At 42.9% G+C, this 26,591-nt stretch carries 16 protein-coding genes and 1 other annotated feature; of the genes, 2 read left to right on the forward strand and 14 right to left on the reverse strand.

Annotation, left to right across the window (positions count from 1 at the left end):
- The first annotated feature begins 64 nt into the window (after nt 1-64).
- On the forward strand, nt 65-835 hold the full coding sequence (locus ACDD58_RS09285) for an N-acetylmuramoyl-L-alanine amidase (protein WP_117921649.1): 771 nt from the start codon (nt 65-67) through the stop codon (nt 833-835).
- 33 nt (nt 836-868) lie between these two features.
- On the opposite strand, the gene ACDD58_RS09290 is transcribed toward ACDD58_RS09285, so the two are convergent.
- From ACDD58_RS09290 to ACDD58_RS09320, 7 genes are all read right to left on the reverse strand, one after another.
- Nucleotides 869-4,030, reverse strand: a complete 3,162-nt coding sequence (locus ACDD58_RS09290) for a DUF6240 domain-containing protein (protein ID WP_186900084.1) — start codon at nt 4,028-4,030, stop codon at nt 869-871.
- 246 nt (nt 4,031-4,276) lie between these two features.
- The gene (glgB, locus tag ACDD58_RS09295; protein WP_117921645.1) at nt 4,277-6,175 is read right to left on the reverse strand and encodes a 1,4-alpha-glucan branching protein GlgB; all 1,899 of its coding nucleotides are present in this window, start codon (nt 6,173-6,175) and stop codon (nt 4,277-4,279) included.
- Between the two features lie 47 nt (nt 6,176-6,222).
- Nucleotides 6,223-8,880 (reverse strand): tetratricopeptide repeat protein, encoded by a 2,658-nt coding sequence (locus ACDD58_RS09300; RefSeq protein WP_370777127.1) that lies wholly within the window; start codon nt 8,878-8,880, stop codon nt 6,223-6,225.
- A 152-nt stretch (nt 8,881-9,032) separates the two neighbouring features.
- Nucleotides 9,033-10,418: an AI-2E family transporter gene (locus tag ACDD58_RS09305; RefSeq protein WP_118209920.1), complete on the reverse strand. Its 1,386-nt coding sequence runs from the start codon at nt 10,416-10,418 to the stop codon at nt 9,033-9,035.
- Nucleotides 10,419-10,539: 121 nt separating this feature from the next.
- A complete protein-coding gene (locus ACDD58_RS09310) occupies nt 10,540-12,843 on the reverse strand; it encodes a hydratase (protein ID WP_117921639.1) in 2,304 nt (767 codons plus the stop codon).
- A 132-nt stretch (nt 12,844-12,975) separates the two neighbouring features.
- Nucleotides 12,976-15,006, reverse strand: a complete 2,031-nt coding sequence (locus tag ACDD58_RS09315; protein WP_117921638.1) for a HAMP domain-containing sensor histidine kinase — start codon at nt 15,004-15,006, stop codon at nt 12,976-12,978.
- Between the two features lie 63 nt (nt 15,007-15,069).
- On the reverse strand, nt 15,070-15,762 hold the full coding sequence (locus ACDD58_RS09320; RefSeq protein ID WP_117921636.1) for a response regulator transcription factor: 693 nt from the start codon (nt 15,760-15,762) through the stop codon (nt 15,070-15,072).
- Nucleotides 15,763-16,185: 423 nt separating this feature from the next.
- Here ACDD58_RS09320 and ACDD58_RS09325 point away from each other — a divergent pair, with 423 nt between their 5' ends.
- Complete coding sequence (locus ACDD58_RS09325; RefSeq protein ID WP_118209919.1) at nt 16,186-17,253, forward strand: LCP family protein; 1,068 nt, start codon at nt 16,186-16,188, stop codon at nt 17,251-17,253.
- 19 nt (nt 17,254-17,272) lie between these two features.
- On the opposite strand, the gene ACDD58_RS09330 is transcribed toward ACDD58_RS09325, so the two are convergent.
- The 7 genes from ACDD58_RS09330 to phnE form a co-directional block, all read right to left on the reverse strand.
- Nucleotides 17,273-17,590: a hypothetical protein gene (locus ACDD58_RS09330; protein WP_117921633.1), complete on the reverse strand. Its 318-nt coding sequence runs from the start codon at nt 17,588-17,590 to the stop codon at nt 17,273-17,275.
- Nucleotides 17,591-17,602: 12 nt separating this feature from the next.
- Nucleotides 17,603-18,394, reverse strand: coding sequence for a hypothetical protein (locus tag ACDD58_RS09335; protein WP_243006875.1), 792 nt, complete (start codon nt 18,392-18,394; stop codon nt 17,603-17,605).
- Between the two features lie 13 nt (nt 18,395-18,407).
- Nucleotides 18,408-20,381: a bifunctional UDP-sugar hydrolase/5'-nucleotidase gene (locus ACDD58_RS09340; protein WP_370777132.1), complete on the reverse strand. Its 1,974-nt coding sequence runs from the start codon at nt 20,379-20,381 to the stop codon at nt 18,408-18,410.
- Between the two features lie 137 nt (nt 20,382-20,518).
- A complete protein-coding gene (locus ACDD58_RS09345; RefSeq protein WP_243006874.1) occupies nt 20,519-21,919 on the reverse strand; it encodes a methyl-accepting chemotaxis protein in 1,401 nt (466 codons plus the stop codon).
- A gap of 187 nt (nt 21,920-22,106) precedes the next feature.
- Nucleotides 22,107-23,882, reverse strand: a complete 1,776-nt coding sequence (thrS, locus tag ACDD58_RS09350; RefSeq protein ID WP_186900090.1) for a threonine--tRNA ligase — start codon at nt 23,880-23,882, stop codon at nt 22,107-22,109.
- A 54-nt stretch (nt 23,883-23,936) separates the two neighbouring features.
- Nucleotides 23,937-24,145 (reverse strand) — a binding site (T-box leader).
- A gap of 49 nt (nt 24,146-24,194) precedes the next feature.
- A complete protein-coding gene (locus ACDD58_RS09355; protein WP_370777136.1) occupies nt 24,195-25,682 on the reverse strand; it encodes a bifunctional UDP-sugar hydrolase/5'-nucleotidase in 1,488 nt (495 codons plus the stop codon).
- Nucleotides 25,683-25,770: 88 nt separating this feature from the next.
- The gene (phnE, locus tag ACDD58_RS09360) at nt 25,771-26,580 is read right to left on the reverse strand and encodes a phosphonate ABC transporter, permease protein PhnE (RefSeq protein ID WP_117921623.1); all 810 of its coding nucleotides are present in this window, start codon (nt 26,578-26,580) and stop codon (nt 25,771-25,773) included.
- Between the last annotated feature and the right edge of the window lie 11 nt (nt 26,581-26,591).

Below are 26,591 nucleotides of genomic sequence, written 5' to 3' on the forward strand. Positions count from 1 at the left end.
GAGATCATGACATAAACCCTGGAGATCGTGAATATTTTATAAAAACGATACTCCGGGATTTTTTATGAAAAAAAAGATAGAACTTATAATGGCTGTCTGTCTGGTGATTGCTGCTTTTTTTCTTGGAAGCCAAAGTGCCATACTGGTACAAAACAGTCACGCGGACACAGGAGAACTACCCGATACGCCAGGCACAGATTCCGTTTCTGATACAGAACTTGCCGGAAACGGGCAAAATGAATCATCTTCCGATGGTTTATCGATCGTGATCGATGCCGGACACGGAGGTATCGATCCCGGCAAAGTCGGCATTAATGATGCATTGGAAAAAGATATCAACCTTGCACTGGCACTGAAACTGCGCGATAAATTCAGTCAGGATTCCATCCGGATCATTTTAACACGTGACTCTGACACCGGTCTTTATTCTGAGGGAAGTACAAACAAAAAAGCGGAAGATATGCAAACCCGCTGTAAGATCATTTCAGATGCCTCACCCATTTTTACCGTCAGCCTGCATCAGAACAGCTACCCCTCTCCGGAAGTCTGCGGTGCACAGGTATTTTATTTTGGTCAGTCACAGGACGGAAAAAAACTTGCCGATATGATTCAGGACAGTCTGATTTCAAATGTTGATCCCGATAATCACCGCGTTGCAAAGGCAAATGAAAGTTATTATCTGCTCAAAAAAACACCCACACCTACTGTTATCGTAGAGTGTGGGTTCCTAAGCAATCCGACAGAAGCGGATCTTCTTTTGACAGATGATTATCAAAATCAGCTTGTCGATGCCATATATAACGGTATACAGAATTATCTGTCGGAATCAACATAGTTCAAAATAATAGCATCGATCCTGCATCTATCTCTAAACTTCTTTTGTGAGTGTTCCTTTTACCGCTTTGATAAAATGTTCCGCAATTCCATACAAACGTGAAGTCTGCACACGATAAGTATCACGGTTCTCAGCTTTCTGAGAATCGGAAAGCTGCGTTTCCTCCTTTGCATCGACTCCAAATGCCCCCATGGAAAAATGATTCAGATCAAGATCCGGAATATGCGCACAATGTAACTCTGTGACATCATCATTTTCTCCCCCAAGCAAATCCGAAAGATCCTGTGTCTGTCCCTTAAAAAGTTCTGCCGTCTCCTCTGAATCTGTGGCGATCAGTCCATGTATGCCATCTTCTTTTGCCTGGAATGTCGCCGCAATTTTTCCGCGCAGTTCACTTTCCATCATGATATCGACAATACCTTTTTTGTCCACGCCGCGCACGATCTTAACAGAAACATTCATGAGTTCATCATTGACCATCACCGGAACAGCATACTGTTCTTCTTTTGCAAGGATACTGTTTACAGAAAGCTGTGCAGAAAGCATTTTCATATCCCGTACATCAAGGCTTGTCACATGATCGCTGTTTATCATTGTTTTCATCACATTTTCCGCAAGCTCTCCTAGCTTTTCCTGCGCAACCGCCATATCTGCCGGTTCCGAAACAGCCTCTCCAAATTCTTCCAACAACTCCTGTTTAATTGCCTCTAAGTCCTCTGCATCTACCTGATCATCCCCATTGTGGTCTGACGTACTGCTTCCAAAAATCTTCCGGAACATCTGGTTTCGCTGGTTCAGCATAGATTCCATTGCCAGTACATTCGACACGGTATTTGGGATATCATATTTATCCAGAATACGATAAATGCTCTCATCTGCATTTGCTGCCTGTTCTAACTGTGCAAGCTGCTCTTTTGCGTAATCCGCATCGATACTGCTCTCATCCGCCTGTTCACCTGCCTGTGTCAGTACTGCCTTCAATTCCTCCGGTGTCATATTCTCCCATTCCATATCCTGCTCAAATAGAACTTTTGCACGCTCCGGCGTCAGTAATTCGGATGCATCTTTTAAACAATTATTCTGATATGCTGCCTCAATCTGATCCGTAATAGAGCTGCCTTTCGATGTACCGGATACACCCTCGAAATTGTAATCTACGGAATAATCCATCTTACTGCTGCGTTTTTCGGAACGCACAGCTGTCAGGAGATTTTTCATGGTAAGCGGTGCTCCCTGCTGTATCAATGCACCGATCGCTGCACCGTCCGTATTTTCCACCTGTCTGATCAGACGATAGATTCCTATATAAGAACTGCGTTCTTCCTCGCTGATCTCATGATTCTGTTCCATTTTCCAGAGATATTCACTAAATTTACGGTTATCTTCCCCGCCAAGCTCCTCGCTTTTGATACTCTCTGCCTCCTGATTCAGCGATGTAAAATCCATTTCCAGTGGATTTATTCCACGTTTTATCATCTGTGTAACAACTGCCGGTGTCATGTTTTTAAAGACACGCTGCACTTCTTCATCTGCCGCTTTCATCGTAAGCACAGAATCCTGCGTAATATCGATACTATTATATCCAAGGATACGCACTGCGCGGCGGTTCTCATCCGTCAGTTCCATGCCAAGATCATTTAAAATATCATCCACATTGCGAAATGCCTTCTGGATGGAATCCCCCAGATCAGCTCTCGGTGCTGTCATCAGTGTCTCATACTGCCGGCTTGCTTTTTCAAAGGAGGTCTTCAGTTCCGTTCCTGCCTCATGGACACCATTGATCGTCGACACGTCAGCATCTTTCATTCCGAGCACATATGCCGGGACATAACGCATGTCGGTAACTTTTTTATCAACCTCTCCAAAGAGTTCTACCTGCTCCTTAGTCGCATCCACACCCTCAGACATTAACAGATTTCTGTAATATTCATTTTCCTGATCCTTTAACTGCTCCACCAGTTTTACCAGCGGCTCTGTGTCAATGGAAATACCCTGTTTTAACAAACGGTAATTTGCTTCAGCAGTCATGGCAAGACGGATCTCCTCTAACTGCCTGCGTGCAGTCAGAAGCTGCTGCCCTTTTTGTGTATAATTTCCGTCTGCATCCTGTACTGTGCTTCCTGATACCCTGTTTGTCGCAGCTTCCCTTAAGCTGTCTAATGTGAGAGGAAGTCCTTTTTCCACAATATAAACAAGGTCTTCATCCGTTGCATTTTCTACAGTATCCACAGCATTTTGTGCCTGCTCCATCCATGTGTAACCGGAAAGTATCACCGCATCCTGTGCGCTTTTTCCTTCACTGACCGCCTCCGCTGCAAGTGCAGCAACATTTTCTGCACTTGTAGTAAGTTCTGTCTGACGCAGTGCCTGCGCATAGGTAAGATTTTCTTTCGTCAACGGTATATCGTTTTCTAACATCCACTTACTGGTTGCGATTGTATCATCATTTACTTCCAGCCCTGCTGATGCGATCACATTCTTCACCTGTGGAAGGAAAGAAGAAATATCCTGCTGTTCTGCCGGCATATAGCCTGCGCTGGCAGAATGTCTGGCAAAATAAATATTCTGCACAGTAGGTTCTAACTGGTTATCAATCAGATATTTTACGGCTCCATCATCCAAGGACGATAAAGAGTCTGCCATATCTACTGTCTCTGCGATCTGTTTAAAATTATCATCTGTAAGCGGCAGATCTGCCTCCCGCAGACTGTCTGCAATCTGCGCTGCAAGTTCCGGGCTTCCCGTGATCTGCGCAAGCTGTTCAAAATCAAGATCATCTCCGAATGCAGAAATATCCACCCCTGCTTTTGCAAGCTGTGCTTTGATCTTATCCGTCACGGTCACGATCTTATTACTTGTGGTATCATCCAGTGAAAAACCTTCCTCCTGCATTTTTTTATAGTCTTCCGGTGAAGTAGTCTCCGCAAGCACTGCCATCTGAGCTTTTCTCTCCCCTGCATCCATAGAGCCTGACTGCTCGATCTCATCTATGATCGTCTTTTTCTCTTCTTTTGCCGGATTCAGATAAGTAACCTCTTTTGCCTGAAAAGACGTGGTTCCTGTCGCTTTTTTACTGCTCTCCGTCTTTACCGCATCCGCAAACAACTGTATCCCGTTTTTTTCTTCCACCGCTCCTGTCTGCGGCATCAGATCCATTACTCCCTTATTCTGTTGCTGTTGGTTATCTATTCTCATGATCCGACTCTCCTTGTTATCTCTGTCATTTTGCACCGGCTGATGTAAATTCCTTCATTCATCTGTATCCGTTTTTTCAAAACATTTGTCCCATAGTCTCTGATATCAGGACAAAAGAATGGCGCATACTTTCATTTCCCTGAAATATCTGCGCCATCCATAGCTGATGTATATATCGGATACATCAGCGTATTTATTAAGTTTTTCGATATAATTCCAGCTTCTGTCCTGCTTTTTTACAGAATCTCAATAACGGAATACCGCTACACCAAAACCCGGAAGCGGATATGCGAACGAATAAGGTCTTCCGTCACATTCCTGCCGAACAGCTTTATAACTTACCGGACATTCTTTACCATTTCCACCAAATTCCGCATCTTCACTGTTTAAGATCAGTTTATAAGTCTTTCGTTTTGGTACGCCGACACGGTAGTCCTTGCGTTCCACCGGTGTAAAATTACATACAAAGAGCAGATTATTCTTTCCATCTTTACTCTTTCTGATAAAACTGAAAATACTGCGGTCAGCGTCGTTGGCATTGATCCATTCAAATCCGCCCCAACTGCTGTCAAGCTCGTAAAGTGCCGGGTTTTTCTGATAAATATGTAATAATTTCTTTACCCAGTTCTGCATATGTTGATGATCCGGATTTTCCAGCAGATACCAGTCTAATTCTCTTGCCTCACTCCATTCCTGAAGCTGCGCAAATTCCTGTCCCATAAAAAGAAGTTTTTTGCCTGGATGTCCCATCATAAATGCATAACCGACCATCAGATTTTTAAATTTATCTTCCATCTCGCCAGGCATCTTATTGATCATGGAACATTTCAGATGTACCACCTCGTCATGGGAAAGCACAAGGATATACTTCTCGCTCTCATTATAGCTCATGGCAAAGGTCAGCTTGTGATGATTATCCTTACGGAAATATGGATCAAGTTTCATATAATCCAGAAAATCATGCATCCATCCCATATTCCATTTATAGCTGAAATTAAGTCCATCGTCTTCCACGCGGCCAGTCACCTTCGGCCATGCTGTAGATTCCTCTGCGATCATGACTGCCCCCGGATTTCTTCCAAGGATCAGCGTATTGACATGCTTAAAAAACTCCACTGCCTCAAGATTCTTATTATCGCCATACTTATTCGGAACCCACTGTCCCGGCTGCTTTCCATAATCCAGATATAACATGGATGCCACCGCATCCACACGCAGTCCGTCAATATGATAATGCTCGATCCACATTAATGCACTGCCGATCAGGAAATTCTTGACCTCATTCTTGCCATAATCAAATATCTTTGTACCCCAGTCCGGATGTTCTCCTTTTCTCGGATCTGCGTATTCATATAGACATGTCCCATCAAACTCAGTCAGTCCATGTGCATCTTTCGGAAAATGTGCCGGCACCCAGTCTAAGATCACGCTGATCTTATGTTTGTGACATTCATTGATAAAATACGCAAAATCCTGCGGTGTTCCATAACGGGAAGTCGGCGCATAATAACCCGTCACCTGATATCCCCAGGAACCATCAAATGGATATTCCGAAATACCCATCAGCTCAATATGTGTGTATCCCATTTCTTTTACATATGGGATCAGATACTTCACAAGATCCCTGTAACTGTAAAATCCGTCATCCTCTCTGCCCGGATGGCGTTTCCAGGAACCCGGATGCACCTCATAGATTGCCATAGGTTTTGCATAGACATCTTTGGTCTTAGCACGCTCTTCCATCCATTTTTCATCAGTCCATTTAAAATGATCTATATCTGCGACTGCAGATGCTGTTCCCGGACGAAGTTCCGCATAATTTGCATATGGATCTGCTTTATAAAGCCGCTTGCCATCTTTCGTCTCGATCAGATACTTATACAGAGCCCCTTCCTCTATACCAGGAATAAACAATTCAAATATTCCCATCGTATCCGGCTCAAGCCTTGTCATTTCATCTGCCGTTTCATCCCATCCGTTAAAAGAACCGATTACCCAGATTCTTGCGGCATTCGGAGCCCATACATCAAAACATACACCACGGATTCCATACTGATCCGTAAAATGTGCCCCCAGTTTGCGGTAAATCTCATAATGCGTCGCCTGTCCAAATAAATAGCGATCCAACTCTGAAAAATTAGCCATACCCTTACACCCCTTTATTTTTATGTCATGATTATAGCCTGTATATTTTAGATTCCAAAATCTTTTTCGCGAAGAATCACATAATCTTCATCATCATATCTTCTGGATGTGATGATACTAAATGCTTTTCGTAAACCGCCCTTTTCAGATTTACTGATCGCATCATCCACGATTTCCTTTACCTCTGTGAGTGTTGTTGCCCTGTCATATTTCTGAATATTGCTGATACTGTTATAAAGTGCCAGAATACCCATCTCGTCTATTGTATATCCAAGTTCATTTGCATATGCTTTTGCAAATGAGACAAGCTCATCACTGGTAAATATCGGAATATTGATTTTCTCAGAGAAACGGGAAGCAAATCCCTCGTCCCTGCCAAGTGCTTTCTCAATTCCACGATGTGTATCTTCCATAATGACAAATAATCCGCTTGTATCACTTTTAAGAAGAAGTGACAGCCGGACTGCTGTTTCTTTGGAAATATCGCCTGCTTTCTCAATGATCAGACACCCACCGGAAATCTTCTTTAGTAACGATGCAACATCCTTTTTATTTAATGCAGATGCTTCGATCTTTCCAACCTTGCCCTTCGGCCTTCCGGTTTCCTTCTGTAAGGCTTTTACCATAGCCGTTGCAAGAACTGTTTTTCCACTTCCGCTTCCACCCTGGATCACCATGTTTCCGGTGGAGGCATCCTTCCCTGTTTTCAGATGTCTTGCCGCACCTGTAAGTGCCTGACATATCTGCTCTTCCATTCCTTTTATCGAAACAAAATAAGTAAATATCCCTCGCAGTTCTTCACTCAAAGATGTAACCGCCTCAAAATCTTCCTCATCTTCAGGCTCACTGATCTGTGGAAGAACACTTTCCGCGTCAACAGTATGTTCTACTGTCTCTGCTAATGTCTGATCCGTTACCACTTTTCCAAGGTCGATCGTATCGGCAGTAATTACATCATAATCATCTGCCGACTGCTCTTGTGCCCTTACATCCGGCATTTCATCTTCCTGATCTGCTTGAGAAAAATCTTCCTTTTCCTCTTCTGTCCAGGATTCCTGTAGCTGATCCTCCTCAGGAATTTCCATATTCTCCGGGGTCTGCATCATCTCTGATACTTCTTCTGCGATCTCATCCTCATTCACTTCCAGTTCTGATGGTTCTTCCTGCCCGGACGTTTCTTCCTCTAATGCAGCTGCCTGCAGTGCGGTTTCCGCCGCCACCGATCCGGCTATCTGCGGTGCAGTTTCCGTCGCCACCGATCCGGCTATCTGCGGTGCAGTTTCCGTCGCCACCGATCCGGCTATCTGCGATGCGGTTTCAGTCGCTGCCGATCCGGCTGCCTTTGCAAGCTGTTTATCAATGTTTGCCGTCTCAGTCGAGATCCGTTCGATCTCTTCCTGCAAGATCTGATTCATGTTTGCAACCATAGCTGCTGCCCTGTCATTTTCCAGCGGCTTGCCTTCTATATACTGATCCTGCAGTATATCTTTCGGAGCAACGCCTGCATCAAGTTTTGGAATAATATCAGCAAGGCGTCCCATAATTTCTTCAGCTTCCTGCAGGGCGCGTGCCTTTGCCGATTCAAGTCTGCGCTGCTTTGCATCTTCTAATGCAACTTCGGCAGCATATTTTGTTTTTTCCCACTCGGCAAGAACTTCTTCAATACTCATCTGACCGGTAATCTGATGCTCTAATGCCGTTTTTTCCGGCATATACATTCCAAGCTGTCCGTCATGTTCTTCCGCAAGCAGCTCTTTAAAATTTATCTTTAATGAATCATCGATCTCGTGATCCGACTCTATATGTGCCAGATTATTTTCATCTTCCCCGGACTGATCATATTCTTCTTTCGGAAGCTGCAGATAAGGGATCTCCTCCACGAGTTTTTTGATATTATCCATACTGTCCGTAACGGTTTCTTTTTCCGTTGCCTGCATGATCTGCTGCATGCTTTTTTGTAATTCTTCCTGCAGATTCTGTGTATTAAACCGCTCCGGTGAAAGTTTCACATCCGGTATCTGCACGGTTTCATTAACGATCTCCCCCGAATCAAGTTCCTCCTCCGGTCTGACCTCAACAACACCTTCACGTTTCTGACAGAATCTCCGGTACTTTTCTTCCTGCTGTTTATTTAATGGCTGATAGATCATCTTCAGTTCTAAGGCACGCTCCACATATGGACCTTCTCCAAACCACAGAACCAGCTCATCACATGCCTCCACACACTTATCTGCCATACCCGCTTTATGGTACAGACATGCAAGTTCAAATGCCCATTCTTCGGTATATTCCTGTTCTTTTAACTCCTCTAAAATTCCGATCAGAGTCTCTATATTTGCACCCTGCGCTTTGCAGATCTCATATTTCAGCACATATTTTAAATTATCATGCGGCGCGATCTCCACAAACTCCTGATAATAATCCTTCGCCTCATCAAAATTTTTCATTTTGATTGCAACCTTTGCCAGACGGAAAATGATCATCCTTCCAATCGGTGATCTGTCATATGCCATGAGCAAAACTTCACGGCTGTCCTCCAAACGACCGGTATTCTCATAAATTTCTCCAACTTTTACAAGTGCATTTACATTTTTTATTTTATTCCAGTTGATCGTATCAGCTATCTCTGCTGCCTTTTCATAATTATGTTCGGCAGTCAGTGATTTCATCTGATCCAGTTTTAATTTATATTCATATTTATCCAAAATTATGCCACCTTTGAACGCGCTATTCTTTTGCTGCTTCTTTTGTTCTTAGTTTATCATACGCACATATAGATGTCAAAAATTAATCTAAGAAAAAATGCTATGATACACGCAAAAAAAGGGGGTTTGCAGTCTGCTCCCCCTCTTTTCTGTCATTGATCTTTTTCTTCTTTTTTACTCTCTTCTATATGCTTTTCGCGATGCTTTTTCAGCTCTTTTTTGGTCGGATTCTTATCATAAACCGGCTGGTTGCTCTCCCTGTCAACTTTTGTCAGATATACATATGCCGATGTATCTGCTGTAAGTCCGCGTTTTTTCAATAAATAAGACACTGTTTTCTGTGCAATATAATAAATTACTGCCATAAGCGGCACTCCGAGCAACATTCCCGGGAATCCCCATAATCCGCCAAATACCAGAATTGCAAACACAACCCAGAATGCCGATAATCCGGTAGAACTTCCAAGTATCTTCGGTCCAATGATATTTCCGTCGATCTGCTGTAAAACAACGATAAAGATCAGGAAATATAATCCCTGTATCGGATTCTGCAGCACAATAATGATAAAGGACGGCACCGCACCGATAAACGGACCGAAAAACGGTATAACATTGGTGACACCGATGATCACGGCGACTAACACCGTATCCGGCATCTTCATGATTGCAAGCACGATATAGGCGAGCACACCAATGATCGCCGAATCTAAAATTTTACCACTGATAAAGCCGCTGAAAATCTCATTACTCTTACGGACAGTATCAACAATGACATTAGCACGCACCGGTTTAAACAGTGCATATACGATCTTTTTTGCCTGTCCGGCAAAATGTTCCTGGTCCGCCATCACATAAACTGAAATGATCAGACCGATGATCACATTTAAAACAAACTTGACTCCATAGATGACACCGCTTGTGATCGATGTAAGATAGGTCTGTACCTTTGAAAAAATATCATCTTCAAAAAAGGTCTCAACCGTATCCGTTATTTTGTCCACGCCCTGCTGTATCATGGACGCAAATTCCGTATCACCGTTTGTCACCTCGTCTACCCATTTCGTCAGATCCTTTGCTTCCTGTGGAAACGATGTGATCATGCTCTGGATACTCTCAGAAATAGATGGAACAATCGCCGCCACCAAAAGCACACAGATTCCCACTAAAAATACCAGCGATCCGGTAATTGCAATTCCCCGTGACGTCTTTTTCGCTTTACGTTTGCTTTTCATCCGCGGCTCTAAAAACTTAAACAGGTGTCCCTCTAAAAATTTCATGATTGGATTTAACAGATATGCGATCACTACACCGATAATGATCGGCTGTAAGATCAAAGACAGCTTCTTCCAGAAGTCTGTGAATCCATTGTAACGGTAGATCATAAAGAAAAACAGTATGCAACAGCAGAAAGTCACAAATACGACCAGTGCGATGATGACATACTGTGGTTTTAATTCCCATTCTGTTTCCTGAGATGTTTTTTTTATCTTCTCCTGTTCGTCCAAATTGCCATCCTCCGTCTTATCTAATATTTTCATTATAACCTTCGCAGACAGGTAACGCAATCAGATTTTGCTGAAATTTTTATTAATTACTGGATTTTGCAAAAAGGGACACCGGTGCTCATGCGCCGATGCCCCAAAATATCAGTCTGCGGTTTTACCCTCTGTAATAATTGATCAGACAACCCTTTAAGATGATTTCTCTCTCATCATCGGTCATCGCACCAAGTCCAAGTTTAAATTCTTCTGCTTTTCCATCTTTGATCACATATGCCGTAATCTCAGACTGCTTGTCCTCAACCGCCTTACGGATATTTGGAATATATAAATAATCAAGATTCTTAAACGGCAGCCCGCCTTCCGGAATAATGAATGGAAGCATACCCCAGTTGATCAGGTTCGAGCGGTAACGTTTCGTTGCATACTCATTTGCAATGTTTGCCCAGCCGCCAAGTACTTTCTGGCATGAAGCAGCCTGCTCACGTGCAGAACCATCGCCCGGTTTTACTGCAAAGATCGTACTTCCAAAACCGATCTCACCATTGGAATGGTTATCCTCAAATTTTGTTTCCGGGAATACTTTATCGATGACATCCATAACCGGTTTTAACTCTTCTACTGCTTCTAACGGACAGTTTCCGGCTTCTAACGCTTTCTGCGCTTTCTGGATCTCTTTTGCACGGCCAACATACTGTGGATCTTTTCTGGAAAGTGCAAACTCTGCAAGTCCAAGCGGGTTAGAACGGAAGGAAGATGTCTCTCCGGATGGGATCAGCTCATCGGTAGTCGTTACCGGATCGTGGATCTCGGATACAACCTTTAATACTATATTTTCCGGTAATGCACTCATTGCCGGCCAGTCTTTGATGTTTGGTCCAAACTGGATCTCAACGGAAGGATCGGCTACACCCTTGCTGTCAAAGACACGGTTTGCATAAATATTTTTATCAAAGAAATACTTCGGTTTGGTGAAGTTCACATCAACGTCTGTTGCAGCTGTCAAAAATCCTTTATTTGCGGCTGTTGCTGCAATAGAACGTGCATCCATCAGTGCGACGGAAGCAACCTGTCCTTTCTGTACCTTGGAACCTTCACGGTTCGGGAAGTTTCTGGTAGAGTGGCGGATGGAAAATGCATTGTTTGCCGGTGTATCACCAGCACCAAAACACGGTCCGCAGAATGCAGTCTTAACGATCGCACCTGTCTCCATCAGGGATGCAACTGCACCATTCTTTACTAATTCCATGTAGATCGGTGTACTTGCCGGGTATACACTTAAAGTAAACTCATCCGGTCCGATGCTTGCGCCTTTTAAGATGTCTGCGGCATCACAGATATTTTCAAATCCACCGCCTGCGCAGCCTGCTATGATACCCTGGTCTACATACAGTTTTCCATCTCTTACTTTGCTCTTTAAGTCAAGTTTGACCGCACCATCAAAACTTACCTCTGCACGTTTCTCACAGTCATCTAAGATATCCATCAGGTTGGCATTTAACTCTTCGATCGTGTAAGTGTTGCTTGGATGGAACGGCATTGCGATCATTGGTTTGATCTTTGAAAGATCGATCTCGATCATTCCGTCATAATATGCCACGCTGCCCGGATTTAACTCTTTGTAATCCTGTGGTCTGCCGTGGATCGCATAAAATTCTTTTACTTTGTCATCTGTCTGCCAGATGGAGGAAAGACAGGTTGTCTCTGTGGTCATAACATCCACACCGATTCTGAAATCGACGCTTAAGTTTGCAACACCAGGTCCGACGAACTCCATGACTTTATTCTTTACATACCCCTTGTCAAACACTTCTCCGATAATGGCAAGTGCAATATCCTGCGGTCCGACACCTTTTGCCGGTGTTCCTGTCAGATAAACACCGATCACACCCGGCATGTCGATATCATAAGTCTTATTTAAAAGCTGTTTTACAAGCTCCGGTCCACCTTCCCCGACTGCCATGGTACCGAGTGCACCATAACGTGTGTGGGAGTCAGAACCAAGGATCATAGCCCCCCCCGCAGCGAGCATCTCTCGTGCAAACTGATGGATAACTGCCTGATGAGGTGGTACATAAACTCCGCCGTATTTCTTTGCACAGGTTAAACCAAACATGTGGTCATCTTCGTTGATTGTTCCTCCGACTGCACAGAGACTGTTATGACAGTTAGTCAGTACATATGGGATTGGGAACTTCTCTAATCCTGATGCCCTTGCTGTCTGGATAATTCCGACAAATGTGATATCATGGGATGTCAGTTTGTCAAACTTGATCTGAAGTTTGTCCATATTGCCGGATGTATTATGATTTTTTAAGATGCCATAAGCAATCGTATTTTCTGCTGCCTGTTCTTTTGTCACTGCTGCACCGGTCTTTTTTCTGACCTCTTCAATGGCATTTGCACCATCCTGCACCAGTTCATTTCCATTTACGAGATATACACCTCTATCGTATAATTTCATGGTTTCCTCCATTCTTTTGCCCATTTTTCTATTATCTTGAATTATATAGACAGCATGAATAAAAATCAAGTACTTTTACACGTTAAACCGAAAGCATTTGAAAGTACAGATTGCTGTCTGGCGGCAGCTATCTTATTCATCTATATCATTTTCCTGTTGTGTTTCTCTGTAAAGCGGGAACGTGATCGATGCCTTGAACAGATCCCCGTCCACGCCGATAAAAAAAATTCCTCCCATAAGCTGTGTCAGGCTTTTTGCAATGGAAAGTCCAAGTCCGCTTCCTTCCGTTGTCCTTGAAGCATCCCCACGGATAAAACGCTCTGTCAGATCTCCCGCATTGCTGTTTTCCAGTGCAAGTGAACGCTCCGATACATTTTTAATGGAAAATGTCACTTTTTCCTCAAGCACATGCACATCCACATAAACTCTGGTTTTTTCCAATGCATATTTTGCAACATTATTATAAAGGTTTTCGATCACACGGTACAGCTGTCTGCCGTCCGCACGGATCATTACTTCCGTTTTCGGAAGTTTTGTAACGATCGTCAGCTCTTTTGCCTCAAATTTTTCGTTAAATTCACCTGCGGTCTGATAAATGAGTTCCACCAGATCTATCTTTTGCATATCCAGTTTGACATTTCCGGACGTAATACGTGATGTCTCGACCAGATCTTCGGTAAGCTGCTTTAATCGCTGTGACTTGGCATCTAAGATCCTGATATAGCCATTCACTCGCTCATTATCAATCTGTTCAAGTTTAATCAGGTTAACATAATTAATAATGGAGGTTAACGGTGTTTTAATATCATGTGAAACATTCGTGATCAGATCTGCTTTCATACGCTCGTTTTTCGTACTGTCATCCACCGCATGTAAAAGACCGCTGCCGATATTGTTGATCGCCTCTGCAAGTTTTTTATCTTCTCCATGCAGCCCTTCTGTGTCAATCTTATTGCTTAACACACCTTCTGTAATTTTCTCCACGCCCTCATACACCTGATAATGCTCAACCGCAGACCGAAGCAGCGCATATGCCTCCATTCCGCTGAAGATCAGAAGCAGCACCAGACAGATCACCTGGTGGTAATAAAATGCTCCCATGGCAAGCACAAAACAGACGATCATGTGAACTGCAAAGACAACAAGCACACGTACCGTTACCGTCCTCTTCTCAAAGAACTTATCCATTCCCCTTACAAGCCAGCATGCAAGACTGTTTTCCCACATCACTTCCGCCTTCATCCGGCGTACCATACTCAGGTAAAAAATAAGAAACAGAACATCAATTAACAGACTGACCGTTCCCGATGCAACAAGAAGTCCTGATACATTCCATGTTTTATTATTTACATGGGACAAAAGCATAATAAGTTCACTGGTTGCTGCAATAAAAACGGCGGTCACGATCTCCGTTTTTATCCGGTCGATAAAATTAAGATGAACTCCTTCTTCTCCATCCCTGTGTCCGGTCGCAAGTGTCAGATATACAAGACTTAACACCCATCCCATCAGACTGACCAATGCCGCAACGATACTGACTTTGATCCACGGATGCAGTCTTACATATTCCACCTCGGCATCATACAGATCATCTTTTGCCGTCAGATCCGTATCCACCCCGATCACAAGCACCACATTTTCAAGCGGCAGATACATCTGATTGTTGTAACTGCCAAAAAAATAATTTTCCATGCCGCGGATATCGGTGCCAAATTCCTTTTTCTCCATATCATAGAGCAGATAATCTCCCATGGTCTTTGCCTCCATGAGAACGGTCTGTGTATCAAACTCCTGACCTTCCACTGAATCCGGCTGGTTGGTATACCACACCCCATTCTGTTTATACCAGTAACAGAAATTGGTGTCTTCACGCTTAAACTCATTTGTATACTGCAGATAACGCTTATCGTCCTCCGCACTCCGCTTATCACCTTTTTGTAACAGATGAAGGTAATCGGTCAGTTCACTGCATTTCTGCTCCATACATTTTGTATAGTATCCGGAATTAAAAAAATCATCTGTTCCGATATCCGTTACCTGCAGAATATTTTTACTGATCAACGATGCCAGAAGATATACGGCGATCGTGAGGATTACCGTAAAAAACAGATGCAGGATCATGCCTGCTAACTTACTGCCATATGTGTATGATTTTTTTTCCATATGAAGTCTCCATCTCCGTGCAGGGTCTTATTCTATATACCAGCGCACGGAATCTCCCCAGAATCAGTTCTTTTCAATCTTATATCCAACACCCCACACAACCTTTAAATAACGCGGCTCCTTTGGGTTGATCTCGATTTTTTCACGAATATGCCGGATATGCACTGCAACCGTATTATCTGCCCCGATCGCATCCTCATTCCAGATGCTCTCATAAATCTGGTTAATAGAAAATACCTTTCCCTGATTTTTGACTAAAAGCAGAAGAATGTTATACTCGATCGGTGTGAGTTTTACAACTTCGCCATCCACCGTAACTTCTTTTAAGTCATCATTGATCGACAATCCTCCCACTGTATACACAGATGCGCTGTTTTCTGCCGCATTTCCAAGCTGGGTATAACGTCTTAACTGCGATTTGACCCTTGCTACCAGTTCGAGAGGATTAAACGGTTTCTCCACATAATCATCTGCACCTATATTAAGACCTAAAATCTTATCTGCATCCTCCGTTTTTGCGGATAAAATAATGATCGGGATACTGCTTTCCTCACGTATCTTTAAAGTTGCACGGATTCCGTCAAGACGCGGCATCATCACATCCATGATCAGAAGATGAACCTCATTCTCTTTTAAGATTTCCAATGCTTCCTCACCGTCATACGCCTTTAAAATATGGTATCCTTCCTGCTGTAAATATATCTCGATCGCCTCTACGATTTCCTTATCATCATCACACACTAAAATTGTCTGCATAAGAACCTCCGCTTCTTTTTGTGTCTTACTTTAAGTATTACACCAGATTTTACATTTATTTTAACAGGAAAGTTTAAATTGTTATAGAGCGGATTTCTTAATATTCCTTTAAATTGCTGCTGCATATGCAGTATTTCCCACATTTCTTAATTTAATTTAAGAAATTTACCTCAAATTTAAGAAATACTTTATTGCATCAAAAGTACAACCGCCTTATGATATCTTTCGTACCCACACTGGTATAGACAGGAAGTCCGTGACTTTTCCACATCCTTCCTGTAAATACAAAGAGTTTTACACAAAATGGAGGATAGTATAAAAAATACATTTTTCACACGCAAGATTTGTGCTTACGCACAAACTTGATATGCAAATAAAAACGTTGTTTTTATTAAAAAGACAGCGCAGGAATGGAGGATTCTTATGAAAAAAAATGTGCACACTGCAGACAAAAGCAGGAAGCAGAAAAAGATCATGCTCCTTATTCTGGAGTTTGTGATCATTCTGCTCCTCGCCATTGCCCTTTTTATCACAACCAAATTATCTAAAATTGAAAAAAATAAGTTAGACATGAACGATGTCTCCATCAATGATGACCTCTCCGATGAGACAAAAGAATCGATGGCTCATTACAAAACGATCGCTCTCTTCGGACTTGACAATCGTTCCAATGGCAGTCTCTCCAAGGGAAACAGCGATGTCATCATGTTAGCGAACATTGATACAAAACAGCATACGATCAATCTGGTATCCGTCTACCGCGATTCTTATTTAGATACTGGCAGCGGTACTTATCAGAAATGTAATGCAGCATACGCAAAAGGCGGCCCGGAACAGGCACTCTCCATGCTGAATACAAATCTTGACCTTGCAATCACAGATTATGTAACTGTCGATTTTAATGCGATCATCGAATGTGTCGACCTTTTAGGCGGTGTGGATATCACGATCACAGACGATGAGGCAAGCCTGATGACCGGTTATATGAGAGAGTTAAATGAGCTGACCGGCCACAATTCCACCCCACCGGCTTCCGGTGGAACTTACACCTTAGATGGTGTACAGGCATGTGCCTACGCAAGAATCCGTTATGGTGGCGGTGATGACTACCGCAGAACAGAACGTCAGCGTACCGTTTTAACTGCAATGATGCAAAAAGCCCAGAAATCCAATATTCTGACACTCAACAAACTGATCAACGCAGCTTTCGGAGATATTCAGACAAGTTTTTCTAACACGGATCTGCTTGCCCTTGCTGCAAAAATTTTCAGTTATAACATTGGCGATACAACCGGTTTTCCATATGAAAAAACAACACACAAATACGATAAGATCGGTGATGTTGTTATTCCATGTGATCTTGCCTCTAACGTCACACAATTACATCAGTTCTTATTTGATGATAACAATTACACACCATCTGCAACCGTGCTTTCTAACAGTCAGCAGATCATTTCCAATACAGGATATAAACAGGGAGACGGCCATTAAGGCTGTCTCCCTCTGTTTGTCAGTCATTATCCAGTTCATCTATTTTTTTCCTGATGGCATCCATTCGTTCTGCCTCTCCCTGTATTGGCATCTCCAGCTTTCTTTTGCGTCTTTTTACCAGCAGTCCCCATTGTAAAAACAATACTCCGTCAATAATAAGAAACAACGCTGACAGGCTGATCTTTTTACCTGCCACATACCCGATAAAAACATACAGGATCATCGGATTTATGACTGCAATGGAAATCATCGTTGTCAGGTCACTTTTCCGTCCCGTAAAAACATATAGATTTTCCCATTTTTTGTGAGATTCTTTTTTCTCCTGCTTTTCTAACATCACGTTCTCCTTTTAATCTTTATGATGTCTTGAAAAAAAAGAATGTTTTTCCGGCTTCTTTTCACCGGAATGTTCTTCGCCCTCTTTCCAGTGAAAATACTCAGCATCCAGATTGACATTTACATTTACTTCCGCTTTCGGAGTACTTTCCTCTCTGGTATCTTCCGGAATTTCTTCCACCTGTTCATTTTCCGGCACAATTCCCGCTTTTTCAAAATACTCCTGATTGATTCTGATCTCCGGTTTGACCGCAGTATAAGGGGATGGCTCCATCTCACCCTTTTCTTTCGCTCTTTCCTTCTCAATCTCACGGTTGCGATCCTCAATCAAATTTAAATATTTATCCGTATCGGCAAGATTCTGCAGATGCCCTTTCAGATCTGACTGATCACGCCTCACAATATCTTTTTCTTTCTGGAGCTTTTCATTGGCATCCTTATAAATCTCCTGCATGGCATCTGTCGCCCTCTGCATGATCTCCTGCACATGCCGCAGTGCCTCATTTGTATACATAACGGACGCAGCATACACATCCTCTGCTTTTCCACTGGCATCTTTTAAGATATCTTCCCCAATCTTCGCTGCCTCGCGTCTGGCACGGTCTTTCCCCTGTGTCGTCAGTTCGTACTCATCCATCATGGCATAGATAGCCTTATTTAACTCAGCAAGCAGTTCTAACATTCTTTTTTTATCAAGGATAATTTTACTGCCAATACCGTCATAAGACTCACTGCCTGCAAGCAGTATATGCATCTGTCTTAAAATTTCTTCTGTTCTGTCCTGCGCACTCATGTTAATAACCATGCCTTTCAATAACCTATAAACTTTTTCCTGTTCGATATTTTACTAATTTTAACACTAACCGTATCAGCAAAACAACCAGTAAAATAGCGATCAATACGATTCCTGCGATCATGACGGCATATTTATTCGGATTTTTTATTAATTTTATGAGATCAGACGAATCATCTACCACTTTTCTTTCATGCAATCCGGCATAATATTGTGGAATATCCGCAATTCCATCTCCATTTTCATCCGGGAACGACTCCATATAATGTGCGATTGCCGTCCATGCCTTTAATTCCCCGCCATTATCTGTCAAAATCACATCTTCAAAATTTTCAATCGGTGTTCCATCTGCCTTTTTCGGCACAACAGACAACAGTCCATACGATGTTTTCGTCACCGCAGACAGCATCTGCCCACTGTAAAGATCCGCCACCACGCGGTACATTTTATCATCTTCTAACTCCCTGCGATTGCCATCTGCATCCAGCAGATACACATCGGTAACACGGTTTAAGATCATACGATGCGGGTTGTAAGTAAACTGCAAACCGTACATATATAAACGTGCAGATGTCATCAGATCAGACACGGATGCGTCGATCTCTGCCACGGTTTTTAACTCTTTTCCTGTCAGATATGCTTCGATCAGCGGATACCCCGGCACACCGTCCGCACCGATTCCAAGTGAAAACGAATTAAACACATCCTCCACCGTAATGTTTCCTTTTGTATAGGTATCACGGATCGTTCCACTCGGCGCGATCGCCACATCCACGGGAGTGCCATTATAATCCGTACTGTTTGTGACCGCATAAGCATAGGCATCTGCGATGAGATCCCCCAGATTATGCTCGGTATGGATGTTGTAGAGATCCTCCAGGCTGTCAAACTTTACATTATTTTCTGCAACCACCTGCTCCCTCGTATATCCGAACTGTGCCAGATAATCTGTATCTACCGTTGCCATAAACGAATCAATTTCTTCCTGTGTTGCATCATCTTCCGCAATATCTGTCTCGATCGGAGTAAGTTGATATTCTTTCATGCTCCATCGCCCATCATCCTTTTGTTCCAGCGATAAGGAACCTAAGTACTTGCCATATTCCCCTGCGGAAACGATATAGGTATCCCCATGTACAATCGGCTCCTCCAGTTTTGTATGCGTATGTCCACTGATGATCACATCCAGATCCGGCACTTTTTTTGCAAGAATTTCATCCTCTGACTTTGACTCATCTTCTGAAGTTCCACTATGGGAAAGACAGATGATAATATCCGCATCTTCGTTTTTCTTAATTTCAGCTACAGTCTTTTTTACTGCTTCCACCGGATCCGTAAACTGCAGTTCACAGGTCGGTGCACATGCCAGTGCATCTTTTCCGAATACGCCAAGCAGCGCCACCCGGACATCGCCCTTTTGCACCATCACATAATCTTTCGTACCGTATTCCGTAAATGCATCACGGATCTGCTGCTGTCCTTCTGAGAGTCCCTGCTGTTCCATGGCATCCCAGTTGATATTACAGACAAGAAGCTCCGGCACGGTATCTCCGCTTTCCGCCGCGGTTTCAAGCATCTTAGCAAGTCCCTTTGAACGATAATCAAATTCATGGTTGCCAAGTGTTGTCGCCTCGCAGCCCAGGGCCCCTAACATCCGAATCTCTGCCGCCTGTGTCTCAAAAACGGTCTGCACCAGCGTTCCCATGGAAAAATCTCCACCATCCACTACTAATGTATCCGGATTTTTCTCCTTTTGTTCATTGATCAGCGTCTTGATCCTTGCGAACCCGCCGATCATTTCCTGTTTTTCGTCCACTACCGTTGAAAAACTGTTCAGATGGGAATGTGTATCATGCACAAACATGATATCAATCATTTTAGAATCCGTCTGGTCTGCCGCCTTCACACTGCCGGACATCCCCATCATTCCCAAAACCAGAACAAAAACAAGGACTGCAGCCAGTCCCATTTTCCAATTTTTGATCTTTTCCCGTAACATATAAGTCTCCCTGTCTTACAAAGCATAATTTTGCTTTTTTTACTTATATTTTACTTGAACTTTTAAAATTAGTAAATGGTGGTGCAGTCCTAATTTTTACTTTATCCAAAATATTTTTTACAATAGATTAATCCTGTCTATGCAACCGTAAATTTCTTTGTGTCCTTCCTCAGCATCAAAGATGCCTCCTGCGTCTGTTTCATCAGTTCACGCATATCTTCTGCCTGTCTGTCAACATTGGTAACACGCTCTGCAATGCTTCCGGTACTTGCCGCACCATCATTTGCAGCTTTCGTTACCTCCTGAATGTTTGCAACCACTCCGCTGACCGAAGCTAAAAGCTGTTCGGATGCCGCGCTGAAATCCGTTACAAGTTCTTCAACATAGTTTGCATCTTCATTATAATCATCTGCCATTTTTTCAAAATCATCAAAACTCTCCGTGACGTCTCCTCCCACAAACTCTAACAGACGTTTTGCATCTGTGGTCAGTCTTGCAACTGCTGTCTGGACACGCTCTGTCACTTCCTGGATATTCCCGACCGTGCTCGCCGACTGCTCCGCAAGATTACGGATCTCATCTGCAACAACTGCAAATCCTTTTCCCGCCTCTCCGGCTCTTGCGGCTTCAATTGATGCATTCAAAGCCAGCAGATTTGTCTGAGAAGTGATTCCCATGATGGACTCCGCAAGAACACCGATCTGCTCCACGACTTTTGCATTTTCAAGTGCTTCCGATAAGCTGTCATTGATTTCCCCATGCACTTTCCTGATATTTGCACGGCTTGCACTGATCTTTTGTTTCGTATCAGCCGCTCTGGTATGGATCTCGTCAACTTTTCCGTTTCCCTCCTGTGCATGCTCTGCAATTCCTTTTGCAGCTTCCTCAATCTCTCCGGACATCGTATTCACTTCCTGTGCAGCTGCTGCGGTCTCCTGATTTCCGGCTGCAAGTTCCTGCGTGATACCAGATACACTGTCAATCTCGTCCGCAAGTTTTGCCAGTGCCGCCTCTGCTGTTCCAACCGTTTCATCCAATGTATCCGCTTCGCGCTGTACATAGCCGATCAGATGTCTCATATTGTGATGAATGTCACGGATGCTGCGTGCAAGAATACCGATCTCATCTTCACGTTTCAGGTATTTTTCATCCACACGCTGCGTAAAATCGCCCTGTCCCATTTTTTCGGCAAACAGCGCAGATCTTTTGACGCCTGATGTAATGTCGAATGTAAGATACAGTACCCATATATCCGTGAGTATGCACATAATAACCATAAAATAGAAAAACTGATCCTGTTTTGCTTTCTTTTCCTGCTGCATTTTCTGCAATATCGGCTGCAGTTCCTGTTGTATTTCTTCCTGGGAATATTCCGGGTGTTCCTCACTTACATATTCTTCCATGCTGGTGATCGCATCATTACGGATAGTACCCATATTTTTTGCTCCGACAACTACTCCATATAATCCGATTATTAAAATCTCAATAATCAGAATCGTCATTTTTACCTTTAATGATACTTTTCCACTTAGGGTCACATCAATATCCTCCTTTGTTCTTTCTGATTTATTCTCATAAACGATTTTATATTAATACCATTCTACTATCATTTAATTTTGATTACAATATACATCTTTGACAATTTATTTATCAGGTTTTTGTTTCCTGTCTGACTGAAAAAATGCGGCACATCCTACCGGACACACCGCATTTTCATATTTCTGTTTATTTTAATGCTGCAGGATTGATCTTCTTTGTGCGGATATCCTCTTTTAACAGTGCAAGGAAATCTTCCTTGGAAACTGTGGTGGAATTCTGCTCTCCATGCAGTCTGTAGCTTACGGTTCCGTCAGCTGCTTCGTTCTTACCAAGCACTAACAGATACGGCACTTTCTCCATCTGTGCTTCACGGATACGGTAGCCGAGTTTCTCGTTTCTCTCATCGATCTCAACACGGATTCCGCTATCATCGAGATATTTGTATAAGTCATGAGAGTATGCGTTGAGTTCCTCATCCTCATTCTTGACCGGAAGGATCTTAGCCTGAACCGGAGCTAACCATAACGGCAGGTTTCCTTTTGTTTCCTCTAAAATGTATGCCATGAAACGATCGAGAGAACCTAAAATCGCTCTGTGTAAAACAACCGGTGTTTTCTTGGTTCCGTCGCTGTCAATATAAGACAGGTTGAATTTTGCCGGCAGACAGAAGTCTAACTGACAGGTTGAAAGTGTATACTCATTACCGATCGCCGGTTTTACATTAACGTCAAGTTTTGGTCCGTAGAAAGCAGCCTCGCCGATCTCTTCTGTATACTCGATACCGATATCGTCAAGTACTTTACGGAGTGCATTCTCTGCATTGTTCCACATCTCATCATCATCATGGTATTTGACTTTATCTTCCGGATCTCTTAAGGAGAGTACACAGCGGTAATCTGTGATATTGAAATCTTTGTAAGTATCAAAGATCAGCTCTACCACTTTTGCAAACTCAGATTCGATCTGCTCCGGTGTTACAAACAGATGGGCATCATTCTGGCAGAAATGTCTTCCTCTCTCGATACCTTTTAAGGTTCCACTTGCCTCAAAACGGAAGTCATGTGCGATCTCGCCGATACGGATCGGCAGATCTTTATAGGAATGCATTCTGTTCGCATAGATCATCATGTGATGCGGGCAGTTCATCGGACGGAGTACAAAAGATTCACCCTCCATTTCCATTGCCGGGAACATATTCTCTTTGTAGTGATCCCAGTGACCGGAAGTTTTATAAAGATTTACGGTACCAACACAAGGTGTCATAACGTGAAGATAACCAAGTTTGCGCTCTTTCGCTTTGATATAATTTTCAAGTTCCTGCCATACCGTGTATCCTTTTGGAAGAAACATCGGAAGTCCGCGTCCAACCAGATCGTCAGACATAAACAGGTGCATCTCTTTACCAATCTTTCTGTGATCACGGTCTTTTGCTTCCTCTAAAAGTTTTAAATGCTCCTCTAACTCTTCTGCAGTCGGGAAACATACACCGTAGATACGCTGCATTACATGGTTATTTGCATCACCTTTCCAGTAAACACCGGAATATTTGATCAGTTTAAAGTTTTTACATAATTTGGTATTGTCAACATGCGGTCCACGGCAGAGATCCGTGAAATCGCCCTGATCGTATACGGAAATATTTCCATCCTCTAAACCATCGATCAGGTCAAGTTTGTACTCATCATCTTTAAAAAGCTCTAACGCTTCTGCTTTTGAGATCTCACGTCTGTAAATCTTTTTACCTTCTTTGCAGACTTTTTTCATCTCTTTTTCGATCGCTGCGATCACATCATCATTGACAGCAGTATCGCCAAGATCGATATCATAATAAAATCCTTCTTTTACAACAGGTCCTACCCAGAACTTTGCGTTCGGATATAAGTGTTTTACTGCCTGTGCCATCACATGTGCACAGGAATGGTTGAGCGTATTCAGTCTCTCGTCTTCTTTAAAATCTACCATGATTAATCTCCTTTTCCTAAACTAAAAAGTCCCTTATACAGACAACATATCTGTATAAGGGACGAATAAACATTTTTATCCGCGGTTCCACCCCGTTTATCTCCATGTGGAAAATCACTCATTTTGATGATAACGGAATCACCGGACCGGATTAGGGCCGCTCAGAGGTGGTCTTCCTGAAGTTCCATTTTAAGATACTCACACCAAAATGTATCTCTCTCTTTAAAATTTCCGATCAGTACTCTTCTCTTCAATGCGTTTCTTTGATTTTATTTCATAGAATGCATTCTGTCAAGTTTATTCTTTCATACATCACACCTCAATATATGGATATTCGTGGAAATAATCCATGATCAGTTCCACCATCTCCACATTGATTTCTTTGACCAGCGGACATTCTGTGTAAACATCATATCCACCAGCACCGCTGTAACGGTAATTATTCAGGCATAATGTAAATTTATCTTCATCTAAAACCGGCTTTCCGTCTCTTGAAAGCCCCACGATCCTGCTTCCGACCGGGTTTTTTGGATTGATTTCAAAATCCACACCCATATAATAGTCATAATTATAATGTTCCACCTTTGGAACCAGGAAGCTGTCGGAAACACAGACATTTCCTTCGTTATCATATGCAAAGTATTCTGCACTGCGCTCCATTACTGTCTTTAGCTGTGCACCCGTGATCTCACAGACCACAAGTGTATTCGGATATGGATAAGTGGCTATGATATCGCGTGTGCTCACTTCACTGCGGAAACCTGCGATTTCATTTGCCAGACCGACGGACGATAACATTGCTCCCGAAAAATGAAGCTGGATACGGTTTAAAAAGTCGGCGATCGGTGAGCCATACAATGCCATTTTTGCCTTTTCTTCCGGCATGATTGCACGGCTCAAATGACCAATTGGCTGATTTAACCATGCCTGCACGGAATTTTCCGTAGAACGGTATTTATCTGCAAGCCCAGCCCCCTTTGTGGGATCTGACTGCCGCAATTCGGACCTGATGCTCTTTTTATCCTCTGTCACGGTGACCTCCAGATACTGATATTCTTTTGCATTATCACATGGCTGTACTGTATAAGTTCCAAACAGCTCTCTTCCAGGCACAGACATATGCTGATGTCCGGTCAGTAAGATATCAAAATCCAGTTCCTTACAGATCCTGTAACCCACATTTTCAGTCGTCTTAGAAAGCACCGCTCCGCTTTCTAAATCACACTCAAAACCTCCGTGATAGATGCAGATCGTAAGATCTGTCCGCTCTTTCATCTGGGCAAGTGCCCTCTTCGCTGCCTCAAAAGGATCTGTAATATGGATTCCTTTTATGTTTTCTTCTTTTTCCCAGATATTTACATAATCCGTTACAATACCAGCGATACCGATGCGCAATCCGTTTTTCATCGTATGAAGTTTCCATGGAAACAGGGTGTTTCCTTCCTCATCCATGATATTCTGGCACACACATACACCGTTATTTCTATTGCGATATGCCGCCTGATAATCTAATCCGTAATTAAAGTCATGATTGCCAAGTGTATAATAATCGTATCCGCAGTCGTTCATAATATCTGCGATCACTTCCGGAGAGTTTGCAACCTGACGGCAGTAATAAGCAAAGGCGGAGCCTTGTAAAATATCTCCGCCATCTATGATGAGTGTCTCATCATCCTTGTTAAAATCTGCCGCACAGCCAAAAAGTCCTACCGGTTTTACATCCATATCCCCATAAGTCGTCGGATAAAAATATCCGTGCACATCTGAGGTAAAATAAATTTTTAACTTTTTCTGCTGCATGTTTTATCCCTTTCAATAACCTGCAAATTTGAGTATGCGACTCAAATTTGTATGCGTAAAATCTTTCATATATGGATTTTTCGCACTACTAACCCCTTGCTAATTTTGTACGGATCTTTGATGAGATAACTTCAATAATTAAGATCAGTACGATCAGTCCGGCAAGAATTGCTCCTACCTGATTCCATTTGTATGCACTCATCGCAAAGATAAGCGGTGCACCGATACCACCGGCACCAACCAGACCAAGTACTGTTGCATCTCTCAAGTTCATGTCAAAACGATAGATCAAAGTAGACATAAAATCCGGGAACAACTGGGATAAGATACCGTAACGGATCTTCTGGAACATCGTACATCCTGCTGCATCTAAGGATTCCAGGATCTTAGTATCCAGATCCTCAATGCTCTCGATAAACATTTTACTGATCATACCGATCGAACAAAGTGACATGGTAAGCAGTCCGGCAAATGGTCCAGGTCCTGTCACACGGATAAACATAAGTCCGTATACAAATGCCGGAATCGTACGGATTGCCATAATAAATACACGGAAGATCAGTGCAACCGGCTTCGGCATCAGATTTGCTGCCGCAAGGAAAGAAAGCGGAATGGATAATACTGCACCGACGATCGTTCCTAAGAATGCGATACACATGGTTTCCAGTAACAGATAAGCAACACCGGATGTGGAGAGGTCAAACAGTAAATTCGTATCCGGGTGGAAAATTCCGCTGATGATCTTTCCTGCGACGGAAAGTCCGCTTCCGTTTGATCCGGTAGACTGAACCGTAGAAAGTGACCATGCAAGAAGTGCTGCAACAATCAAAGCCACAATGATCTTTGCGTACCAGGTCTTTGGTTCCTGCTCGTACATTTTTTTGATTGATTCATTCATTTTGCCGGTTC

The sequence above is a fragment of the Roseburia sp. genome, assembly GCF_041325975.1.
Lineage (GTDB): Bacteria > Bacillota > Clostridia > Lachnospirales > Lachnospiraceae > Roseburia > Roseburia rectibacter.

Bases quoted from the DNA above. Each gene is read 5' to 3' on its own strand.
- ACDD58_RS09310 (WP_117921639.1), bottom strand. From the start codon at position 12,843: ATGAAATTATACGATAGAGGTGTATATCTCGTAAATGGAAATGAACTG.
- glgB (WP_117921645.1), bottom strand. From the start codon at position 6,175: ATGGCTAATTTTTCAGAGTTGGATCGCTATTTATTTGGACAGGCGACG.
- ACDD58_RS09330 (WP_117921633.1), bottom strand. From the start codon at position 17,590: ATGTTAGAAAAGCAGGAGAAAAAAGAATCTCACAAAAAATGGGAAAAT.
- ACDD58_RS09355 (WP_370777136.1), bottom strand. From the start codon at position 25,682: ATGCAGCAGAAAAAGTTAAAAATTTATTTTACCTCAGATGTGCACGGA.
- ACDD58_RS09290 (WP_186900084.1), bottom strand. From the start codon at position 4,030: ATGAGAATAGATAACCAACAGCAACAGAATAAGGGAGTAATGGATCTG.
- ACDD58_RS09305 (WP_118209920.1), bottom strand. From the start codon at position 10,418: ATGAAAATATTAGATAAGACGGAGGATGGCAATTTGGACGAACAGGAG.
- ACDD58_RS09320 (WP_117921636.1), bottom strand. From the start codon at position 15,762: ATGCAGACAATTTTAGTGTGTGATGATGATAAGGAAATCGTAGAGGCG.
- ACDD58_RS09285 (WP_117921649.1), top strand. From the start codon at position 65: ATGAAAAAAAAGATAGAACTTATAATGGCTGTCTGTCTGGTGATTGCT.
- ACDD58_RS09340 (WP_370777132.1), bottom strand. From the start codon at position 20,381: ATGTTACGGGAAAAGATCAAAAATTGGAAAATGGGACTGGCTGCAGTC.
- ACDD58_RS09335 (WP_243006875.1), bottom strand. From the start codon at position 18,394: ATGGTTATTAACATGAGTGCGCAGGACAGAACAGAAGAAATTTTAAGA.
- ACDD58_RS09325 (WP_118209919.1), top strand. From the start codon at position 16,186: ATGAAAAAAAATGTGCACACTGCAGACAAAAGCAGGAAGCAGAAAAAG.
- ACDD58_RS09315 (WP_117921638.1), bottom strand. From the start codon at position 15,006: ATGGAAAAAAAATCATACACATATGGCAGTAAGTTAGCAGGCATGATC.
- phnE (WP_117921623.1), bottom strand. From the start codon at position 26,580: ATGAATGAATCAATCAAAAAAATGTACGAGCAGGAACCAAAGACCTGG.
- thrS (WP_186900090.1), bottom strand. From the start codon at position 23,882: ATGGTAGATTTTAAAGAAGACGAGAGACTGAATACGCTCAACCATTCC.